This is a genomic window from Mucilaginibacter polytrichastri (genome assembly GCF_001911425.1).
Taxonomy (GTDB): Bacteria; Bacteroidota; Bacteroidia; order Sphingobacteriales; family Sphingobacteriaceae; genus Mucilaginibacter; species Mucilaginibacter polytrichastri.
Genome location: NZ_MPPL01000001.1, coordinates 3710004 through 3719269 on the forward strand (window position 1 = coordinate 3710004; position 9266 = coordinate 3719269).

Consider the following 9266-nt stretch of genomic DNA (forward strand, 5'->3'; position numbering starts at 1 on the left):
CTTTTTGGCAGTTGGGCTGATGTCTTAGCTTACCGTTTTAAATAGTTTTATTAACTCTTCCTTATCGTCGAAATGAGTTTTCACTCCTTTAACGTCCTGATATTTTTCGTGTCCTTTACCGGCAAGTAAAATAATATCGCCCGGTTGCGCCAGGTGGACTGCCGTTTTAATGGCCTCTCTCCTGTCTATTATGCTAATGGTTTTCCTTTGGTTAGATGTATCTACGCCGGCTTCCATATCCTTAATGATCTGCGCCGGGTCTTCCGACCTTGGGTTATCTGATGTCAGGATCACTTTATCGCTCCAGTCGCAGGCTACTTTGGCCATTACAGGGCGTTTGGTTTTATCCCTGTCGCCACCGCAACCTATAATGGTAATCACCTTTTCGGTACCCTTGCGAATGTCTTTAATTGTGCTCAACACATTCTGCACGGCATCCGGTGTGTGGGCATAATCAACAATACCAATAATCTTATTGGGCGAAATCACATAATCAAAGCGGCCTTCGGCACCTGTCAATTTGCTCAGGCTGGTTAAGGTTTTAGCTTTATCCTGATCGAGCAGCATGGCTGTTGCATAAGCTGCAAGCAGGTTGTAAGCATTAAACATACCTACCATTTTAAACCATACTTCTTCGCCATCAATGTTTAGCAGTAAACCGCTAAACTGATCTTCCAGTACCTTTACTTTAAAATCGGCCATGCTTTTTAAGGCGTAGCTTTTTTTATGAGCCCTGGTATTTTGCAGCATTACGTTGCCGTTACGGTCATCTATATTGGTAAGTGCAAAAGCATTTTTAGGCAAGGCATCAAAGAATGCCTTTTTAGCTTTCAGATAATTATCAAATGTTTTATGATAGTCTAAATGGTCATGCGTTAAGTTGGTAAATATCCCGCCCGAAAACTGCAAGCCTTCTATCCGGTGTTGCGCAACCGCGTGCGAGCTTACTTCCATAAAGGCATAATCGCAGCCCGACTCCACCATATCGTTCAGCAAACTGTTTAAAGCAACAGGATCTGGCGTGGTATGGGTTGATGGGATAATCTTCCCGCCAATCTTATTTTCAACGGTCGAGATCAACCCGCATTTATAACCCAAGTCTGTAAATAGTTGGTACAGCAGCGTGGCTACCGTAGTTTTACCATTGGTACCGGTTACACCCACCAGCTTCAATTTAGCCGAAGGCGTATCGTAATAATTGGATGCCAGCTTACCTAAAGCAGCAGCAGAGTTGGCCACCATCAGGTAATCAACTTCGCCTACGGTATGGCCGGGTAGTTCTTCACAGATAACTACTACGGCACCATCTTTAACAGCTTGTTCTATATAATCGTGCCCGTCTACCAGTGTGCCTTTAACAGCAACAAATAAAGTACCCGCACTCACTTTGCGCGAATCGGCCGTTACCGAAGTAATTTCCACGTCGGCGCTGCCCTGCAATTCTGTAAAGGCTACACCATCTAATATCTCGCTCAGGTACCTCATTCCAGTTCTATTAATATTTTAGATCCCTTGGGTATTATACTTCCACCGTCTACCGACTGTCTTTTAACCAGCCCGCTTCCACGAACGGCTACTTTATAACCTGCGTTACCGAGTATATACAGGGCATCGCTTAAATCCATACCGGTTACAGAGGGTACGGTTAATATTTTCTTTTTGGCCAACGGCCCAACGGGGCGGTCGCTGGTGTCTGATTCAAAATCGCCGCTATCTGGTACAGGTTTACCTTTTACACCCAATTTGCCGTAAACCTGCTGTAGTGCCCTGGCATTACCACCTTTTATTGCAGGCTTAGTTACCTCGCTATATTGAAGCGATTGTGGCTGCTGGTTCATTCCCAGGTCGCTCGAATAAACTTTATCAGCAATTTCCCTGAAAACCGGGCCCGCCACTGCAGCACCATAATAACCGTTCTTAGGGTCATTTATAACCACAATCAATGAATACTTAGGCTTATCTGCAGGGAAATATCCGCAGAAAGACGCCTGGTATTGTTTCTTGGCCTTATAACCTTTATTGCCATCGGCCACCTGCGCGGTACCGCTTTTTCCGGCAACTTTATATAGCGGGTTATAAACTATACCCTTACCAGTACCCTCGGTAATTACACCTTCCAGCATGCTTTGCATTTTGCGCAGGGTTACATCAGAGCACATTTTTTCGTTAATAACACGGGTTTGAAAATGCTCTACCGTACTACCCAACCGGCGGATCTCTTTTACAAAAATTGGTGTTACATACTTACCGTTATTGGCAATGGCGTTATAAAACGACAGCATTTTTAAAGGCGTCAACTGCATCTCGTAGCCATAGGCCATTTGTGGCAGCGTTAAATTTTTATTCCAGCTCCTGTTTTTTGGGTTCTTTACAACCGGTTGTGCTTCGCCGGGAATCTGTAAGCCCATTTTTTCGTTCAGGTGCCAATCGTATAAGTGATTAGTAAACTGGGCCTGATTATCGTGGTAAGCATTATTTACCAGGTAGGCAACCGCAGCGTTTGATGATTCTTCAAACGCACGCTTTACTGATACCACACCGATACTACCGTGTGAGTCTGTAATTATTTTACCGGGGACTGAGTAAGTACCTGTGTTAACACGGGTGCCGGTATCTACCTTATGATCTTCCAACAGGGCCATGTACGATGCTACCTTGAAGGTAGAACCGGGATCCTGATTACCGGCTATGGCGTAATTAAATTGTTCTTTATATTCACCCGGTGCAATTTTGTTAAAATTGGCCACCGCACGCACTTCACCGGTTTGTACTTCCATCAGTATGGCAGCACCGTGATCGGCATCGCTTTTAATCAGTTGTTTTTCCAGCGCGTTTTGCAATACATCCTGGTAGTTAACATCAATGGTCGACATGATATCGGCACCATCTTTTGATGAAATTTCTTCTTCGCTGTTAACCGGCATCCAAACACCGCCTGCAATACGCTGCATTAAGCGTTTGCCGCTTTCGCCATCAATATAGTTAGCATAAGCGCCTTCCAGGCCTACGCCATTTTTTACATTCTCATTTTTGTAACCGATGGTACGCATGGCCAAAGCGCGGAACGGCATTATCCTTCTATTTTTTTGTACGATAATTAGCCCGCCCTTGTATTTACCCATATTGAAGATGGGGAACTGGCGAATTTTCTTCAACTCCTGGTAACCCACCTTACGGCGGATAAGCTGGTAACGGGCGCTATCCTTACGTGCATCGCGCAAAATCATCGAATATTCTCTCGCCGAGCGGTCGCCAAAAAACTGCGACATCTTCAATGCCAATGAATCAACCTTGGCATAAAATATTTTATCGTCTGCAATACCAGCGGCCAGCATATCCATATGCAGCTCGTACTCGGGTACAGAGGTAGCCAGCAAACTGCCATCAATTGCAAAAATATTACCACGGGCGGCCTCTACGTTCATATACCGGGTAGACAGTGTTTGCGCCATCGACTTCCATTTGGCACCCTGCTTAAACTGCACGTTAAACAACTGCGCTACTACAGCTACCGCAAATAGCAAAATGAGCCCGAAAGCCAGGTAAACCCTTAATAAGATATTGGTCCTGATACTCATTTGTCGCCCTCCTCTTTCACTACTATCTTTTGCGGCGGCCCTAATGAAACCCTTACACCCAAAGTATCAGCACGCTTGGCAACTTCTGTTAAGGTGCTTTTAAAGGCCAGTTCGGCTTTGGTGCTTTTAAAATCCCAGCTCAATTCTTTTACTTCCTTACCGTACTTATCTATATCACGTAAATTTTTCTCGGCCAAATGCCTGTTGGCAATGTATAACATAGCCAGAAACGACAGGTATAAAATAAACGGCAGCGCACGCGTAGCATCATCTGTAGAGATGAAACCCTTTCTTAAAAAAACAGAAAAAAAGCTCTCCGGCTTTTGTACCGTGGGCTTTGGGGGCACCACTTCTTTTTCTGCTTCCTCTTCGGCTATGTCTGCAATTAAACGGTTCATTTTTTTACAGCTATCCTTAATTTGGCGCTACGTGCCCTGTTATTTATTTTAATCTCTTCTTCTGATGCCGTTACAGCCCCCCGGCTTATGGCTATCAGCTGGCGGTCATCGTTACCGTAAATATCTTTCTCCAGCTCGCCGCTAAATTTGCCTTTTGCGATGAAATTTTTAACCAGCCTGTCTTCCAGCGAATGGTACGACATTACTACCAACCTTCCGCCCGGCTTCAGGATATCTGCAGCCTGAAATAAAAACTCTTTCAGTGCTTCCAACTCCTGGTTTACCTCTATCCTGAGCGCCTGAAAAACCTGCGCCAGGTATTTATTTTCTTTACCGCGGGGTATTAATCCCGCTATGGTGTTTTTTAAATCTGCAATGGTATCAATCGAACCATTTAGCCTGGCAGTTACAATGGTCCGCGCCAGTGATTTTGCATTTTGGATTTCCCCATAAATGCCAAAAATTTTATGAAGATCGGCCTCGGCATAAGTATTTATCACCTGCTTGGCCGTCAGGTCGCCAGATTGGTTCATCCGCATATCCAGTTCGGCATCAAAGCGGATCGAAAAGCCACGATCAGCCTGGTCAAACTGATAGGATGACACACCCAAATCGGCAAGGATTCCATCCACAGGAATAACCCCATGTAAACGGGCAAAATTTTTGAGGTAGCGAAAATTCTGATCAACAAAAATGAAGCGATCATCGGCTATCATATTTTGCTGCGCATCGGCATCCTGGTCAAAAGCAACCAGTTTACCTTTTTCGCCCAGGTGTTTAATGATTTCGCGCGAATGGCCACCGCCGCCGAATGTTACATCTACATAAATACCGTTAGGTTTAATTTCTAAACCCTCAATACACTCAGCAAGCATTACAGGAGTATGGTAAACGTTATCCATCGTTCCTCCTTCCTAAACCACCCATCACCTCTTCGGCCAGGTTGGCAAAGTTTTCGGGCTCGCTATCCATCTGCGCATCATATGCTTTTTGGTCCCAAACCTCTATTTTATTTAATTGGCAAGCCAGCACAACATCATTACCAATACCTGCATATTCAAGCAGTGCTTTTGGCAATAAAATGCGTCCGCTGGCATCTAATGATAATTCTGTAGCGCCGCGTGTAAAATATCTTATAAATTCGCGGGTTCTTTTCTCATACTGATTAAGCTTCGCTAAGTCTTCAATGATAAGATTCCATTCCTTACGGGTATAGATAACCAGATGTTTTTCAAAGCCACGGTTGATCACAAGGCCCTCTGCCTCAGCTTCTGGAAGCTGACGCTTGAGGCCAGTGGGGATCATCATCCGCCCTTTGGCATCCAGTTTACATTCAAATTCTCCTAAAAAGTGAGACATCTATACAGTTGTGGTAAAAAACTAACGTAAAAGTAACATGTAACTTCCACTTTATACCACTTTTCCCCACAAAAAGTTTTTAACAATTTTAACTTAAACAATAAAGGGTTTTCCTACTGACTGATTATGGGTTTGTTGCCTCAATAATTTATATCTTAACCCCGTTATGATCATCATTATACAGTGCCCCGATCAGGTGGGCTTAGTGGCCGCTATTACCGCCGTTTTGGCCAAACATCAACTCAATATTATTTCACTGGGCGAACATGTGGACAAAGACGAGAACCGTTTTTACATCCGCCTAAATGTAGAACAACCTGCCGATGCCTTGCTACTTGAGCAAGAGTTAAAAAACGTACTGCCCGATAACAGCCTGATTACCATTAACCCGCTGCCACAGAAAAAGATAGCCGTGCTGGTAACCAAAGAGTACCATTGCCTGGCAGATATATTAGTGCGTAATTACTTTGGCACACTAGGTGCTTCGGTGCAATGCGTTATTGGCAACCATGCAACGCTGCAGGATATTTGCGCGCGTTTCGATATTCCGTTTTACCTGGTGAGCCATGAGCAGAAAACCAAAGCAGTATTTGAAAATGAAATAATTGAAAAAATCCATCAATATCAGCCCGACTACGTGGTATTGGCCAAATTTATGCGGATACTTTCGCCAGATTTTGTCGCTCATTTTAAGATGCAACTCATCAATATCCATCACTCTTTTTTACCGGCATTTGTGGGTGCAAACCCCTACCGCCAGGCTTACCACCGGGGCGTAAAACTGATTGGCGCTACAGCACACTTTGTAACCAACGAACTGGACGAAGGCCCCATCATTACCCAGCAAACCATCCACGTAAACCATACTTATAGCGCCGACGACATGATAAAGGCCGGCAAGGAGATTGAAACTGCCGTACTAGCCAAAGCGCTTGAATTGGTTTTTGATGACAGGATATTTGTTTATAAGAATAAGACGGTAGTTTTTGAATAGGTCAGTTATCGGTTGTCCGCGAACTCGTTTTTTATTGTAATATTGATTTTTTAGAACTATAGACCAAATGGATAACTTACCTAAATTAACGAGCGAAGAAATACGCGTGCTCGGCGCATTAATGGAGAAGAGCCGCACTACCCCCGACTACTACCCCATGACCCTTAATGCACTGGTTGCCGCCTGTAACCAAAAATCGGCACGCAAACCTGTTGTGGAGTACGATGACGATACCGTAATTAAATCGCTCGATACGTTAAAAAGAAAAGGACTGATCTCGACAGCCACAGGTGGATCCAGCCGTGCCATTAAGTACAAACATAACTTTGCCATTGTGTTCCCGGTACTGCCATATGAAGTAGCCATAATTTGCCTGCTCCTGCTGCGTGGGCCGCAAACACCGGGCGAACTTAATACCAACTCGGGCCGTTTATACGAATTTGAGTCCCTGGATGATGTGCAGGAAGCCCTTGAGAAATTGGGCAGCGGCGAGATGCCTTACCTTACCCAGCTGCCTAAACGCGCCGGGCAAAAAGAGCAGCGCTATATGCACCTGCTTGGCGAAAGTTTAGATTTCCCGGAGGATGATGAGATTGAAGTATCAACCAAACCGTCTGTAGCCGGCCTCGAAGCACGGGTTACCAGGCTGGAAGAAGAGCTGGCTACCATGCGCGAAGGTCTGGATAAATTGATGAAAGAATTGGGTATTTAATGAGAGACCAACACACAACCCGACTGTCGTGCTGAACTTGTTTCAGCACCCCATGGGATAAGTATGAATCATACCGAGCAACATTGCTTGTCCTATAGGATCCCGAAACAAATTCGGCACGACGGGAACAATAAACCTGAAATAAAAAATGGAATCATCAAGACGTACCTTTATTAAAGCATCAACTCTCGCCAGCTTATCTCTAGGATTAGCTACTGATTTATTAGCAGAAAACACTAATGACATCCCCGATAAAAACGGGCTTATATTTTTATTTCAGGGCGATTCTATAACAGATGGCAACCGAGGCCGCGATCAGAGTGACTTAAACCACGTAATGGGGCATGGTTATGCCTGCAACATTACAGGCCGCATTGGTGCCGACTTTGCCCACAATAATTTTCATTTCTTTAACCGTGGCATAAGCGGCAATACCGTGTCTGATCTGCAAGGCCGCTGGCAGGCCGATGCGCTTGATATCAAGCCCAATGTGTTGAGTATTTTGGTAGGTGTTAATGATACCAATGTATATATTAAAAATAAAGACAGAAGCGATCCGCTGGATCAGTTCGAGTATAATTACCGGGACATACTTAACCAAAGCAAAAAACAAAACCCAGACCTGCTTCTGGTAATGGGCCTACCGTTTGCCTATCCCGGCAGCCGCACCAATGAGTACTTTGACCTTTGGAAAAAAAGTGTAACCCAACGCCAGCAAATAGTACGCAAATTAGCCGCCGAATTTAATGCCGTGGTGGTTGACTACCCTGCCATGTTGGATAAAGTGATGAAAGACACGCCTGTTACTTACTGGATTTGGGATGGCATACACCCAACAGTACCCGCCCACGAATTAATGGCCCGCGAATGGATTAAACAGGTAAGTGAGCGTTTGAAGTTTTTAAAGGTCTACAAGTATAAATAAACGGCACTTTCCCGATTATGTCATTGCGAGGTACGAAGCAATCTCGTAGCTATTCAGATCAAATAACATACGACGAGATTGCTTCGTACCTCGCAATGACAAACTTCTCAGAAATCTGGAACGTCAAACATACAACATCTTACTCTATCACCCTTACCTTCAAAAAGCTTGGATGCTCCTTACTGGTGTAAACCTTATGCGTAGCTTTCTGAAAGTCTTTGTCCGTGGCTTTCATAATATCTACAAACTTTTGCGGGTTACGGTCAATAAGCGGAAACCAGGTGCTTTGCACCTGCACCATAATACGGTGCCCCTTTTTAAAAGTATGCAGTATATCTTGTAATTCGAAGTTTACCGGGGTAATTTGTCCGGGTACAAAAGGCTCAGGGTGTTCGGTGCTATTACGGTATTTACCGCGCATACTTTCGCTGCGCACCATTTGCTGGTAGCCAGATAGGTGTACATCTGTACCAACCCATTTATTGTTTTGGGTCGAATCCGGGTAAACGTCGATCACCTTCACCACCCAGTCGGCATCTGTGCAGGTTGTAGCTACTTTAAGGTTAGCCCAGATATTACCTGCTAGGGTAACATCATGATCAAGGCTATCTGTTTGCCAGGTTAGCACATCGGGGCGTTGGGCGGCAAAGCGCTGGTCGCCGGTCATATATTCGCGTTTCATGTCCATATCAATACCGTTGATAAACGGCACCGGGTGCCATGGGTCGGAGATATATTCTTCGTAAGTATTTTTCACTGCTGATGGGGCTGTGAATGACAGCTTACCATTAGGTAAAAAGTATAACTTTTTATCCCCGGCTTCTTTCGGCGGCCAGGTTTTGTAGGTTTTCCATTGGTTAACCCCGGTTTCGAAATTATTAACCGGTTCGATATTTAAATCTGTACCCTTCAGATAGTGGCTAAAGAAAGCAAACTCAATCTTCTCCCTGTAATACGGACCGGTGGGCCCGCCGAAATCAACATCGCCCAAATGATCGCCCGGGCCGCGTGCCCAGCCGCCGTGCACCCAAGGGCCCATTGCGAAATAAACCGGTGTAGTCGGATTCTTTTTAACCAGCGTTTTATAGGTATTAATGGCTCCGTATAAATCTTCGGCATCGTACCAGCCACCCGTTACCAGTACAGCAGTCTTAATATCGTGCAGGTGCGGCAACACGTTACGGTCCTTCCAATGCTGGTCGTAGTTTGGGTGGTTCAGCATTTCGCTCCACAGGCGGATGGTATCTTTATAATATTTGTCGTTGGTGTTGCGGGTTGGGCCCATGCGCATAAAAAACTC

The 9266-nt window shown here is 44.9% G+C and carries 9 protein-coding genes; 3 read left to right on the plus strand and 6 right to left on the minus strand.

All coding sequences use genetic code 11. The features are described from left to right. Window positions 1-24: 24 nt before the first annotated feature. From RG47T_RS15675 to mraZ, 5 genes are read right to left on the minus strand one after another with little or no spacing between them, the layout of a single operon-like run. Window positions 25-1485: a UDP-N-acetylmuramoyl-L-alanyl-D-glutamate--2,6-diaminopimelate ligase gene (locus tag RG47T_RS15675; RefSeq protein ID WP_074490344.1), complete on the minus strand. Its 1461-nt coding sequence runs from the start codon at window positions 1483-1485 to the stop codon at window positions 25-27. Then, window positions 1482-3578, minus strand: coding sequence for a penicillin-binding protein (locus RG47T_RS15680; RefSeq protein ID WP_074490345.1), 2097 nt, complete (start codon window positions 3576-3578; stop codon window positions 1482-1484). The genes RG47T_RS15675 and RG47T_RS15680 overlap by 4 nt, the downstream gene beginning before the upstream one ends. Then, a complete protein-coding gene (locus RG47T_RS15685; protein ID WP_074490346.1) occupies window positions 3575-3976 on the minus strand; it encodes an FtsL-like putative cell division protein in 402 nt (133 codons plus the stop codon). Before RG47T_RS15685 ends, RG47T_RS15680 begins: the two co-directional genes overlap by 4 nt. Then, on the minus strand, window positions 3973-4878 hold the full coding sequence (gene rsmH / locus RG47T_RS15690; RefSeq protein WP_074490347.1) for a 16S rRNA (cytosine(1402)-N(4))-methyltransferase RsmH: 906 nt from the start codon (window positions 4876-4878) through the stop codon (window positions 3973-3975). The genes RG47T_RS15685 and rsmH overlap by 4 nt, the downstream gene beginning before the upstream one ends. Beyond that, entirely contained in the window at window positions 4871-5335 is a 465-nt protein-coding gene (gene mraZ, locus RG47T_RS15695) for a division/cell wall cluster transcriptional repressor MraZ (RefSeq protein WP_074490348.1), read from the minus strand. The genes rsmH and mraZ overlap by 8 nt, the downstream gene beginning before the upstream one ends. Window positions 5336-5501: 166 nt before the next feature. Between mraZ and purU the strand changes: the two genes are divergently transcribed. From purU to RG47T_RS15710, 3 genes are all read left to right on the plus strand, one after another. Continuing rightward, a complete protein-coding gene (gene purU / locus RG47T_RS15700; protein ID WP_074490349.1) occupies window positions 5502-6329 on the plus strand; it encodes a formyltetrahydrofolate deformylase in 828 nt (275 codons plus the stop codon). A 67-nt stretch (window positions 6330-6396) separates the two neighbouring features. Continuing rightward, complete coding sequence (locus tag RG47T_RS15705) at window positions 6397-7041, plus strand: YceH family protein (RefSeq protein WP_074490350.1); 645 nt, start codon at window positions 6397-6399, stop codon at window positions 7039-7041. Window positions 7042-7189: 148 nt separating this feature from the next. Continuing rightward, window positions 7190-7966, plus strand: a complete 777-nt coding sequence (locus RG47T_RS15710; protein ID WP_083627429.1) for an SGNH/GDSL hydrolase family protein — start codon at window positions 7190-7192, stop codon at window positions 7964-7966. Window positions 7967-8105: 139 nt separating this feature from the next. On the opposite strand, the gene RG47T_RS26790 is transcribed toward RG47T_RS15710, so the two are convergent. Continuing rightward, window positions 8106-9266 (minus strand): CocE/NonD family hydrolase (locus RG47T_RS26790; protein ID WP_253187530.1); only part of this gene is annotated, 1161 nt, incomplete at its 5' end.

Excerpts from the sequence above, each read along its gene's own strand:
- RG47T_RS15675 (WP_074490344.1), bottom strand. The coding sequence starts at position 1,485 with ATGAGGTACCTGAGCGAGATATTAGATGGTGTAGCCTTTACAGAATTG.
- RG47T_RS15680 (WP_074490345.1), bottom strand. The coding sequence starts at position 3,578 with ATGAGTATCAGGACCAATATCTTATTAAGGGTTTACCTGGCTTTCGGG.
- RG47T_RS15685 (WP_074490346.1), bottom strand. The coding sequence starts at position 3,976 with ATGAACCGTTTAATTGCAGACATAGCCGAAGAGGAAGCAGAAAAAGAA.
- rsmH (WP_074490347.1), bottom strand. The coding sequence starts at position 4,878 with ATGGATAACGTTTACCATACTCCTGTAATGCTTGCTGAGTGTATTGAG.
- mraZ (WP_074490348.1), bottom strand. The coding sequence starts at position 5,335 with ATGTCTCACTTTTTAGGAGAATTTGAATGTAAACTGGATGCCAAAGGG.
- purU (WP_074490349.1), top strand. The coding sequence starts at position 5,502 with ATGATCATCATTATACAGTGCCCCGATCAGGTGGGCTTAGTGGCCGCT.
- RG47T_RS15705 (WP_074490350.1), top strand. The coding sequence starts at position 6,397 with ATGGATAACTTACCTAAATTAACGAGCGAAGAAATACGCGTGCTCGGC.
- RG47T_RS15710 (WP_083627429.1), top strand. The coding sequence starts at position 7,190 with ATGGAATCATCAAGACGTACCTTTATTAAAGCATCAACTCTCGCCAGC.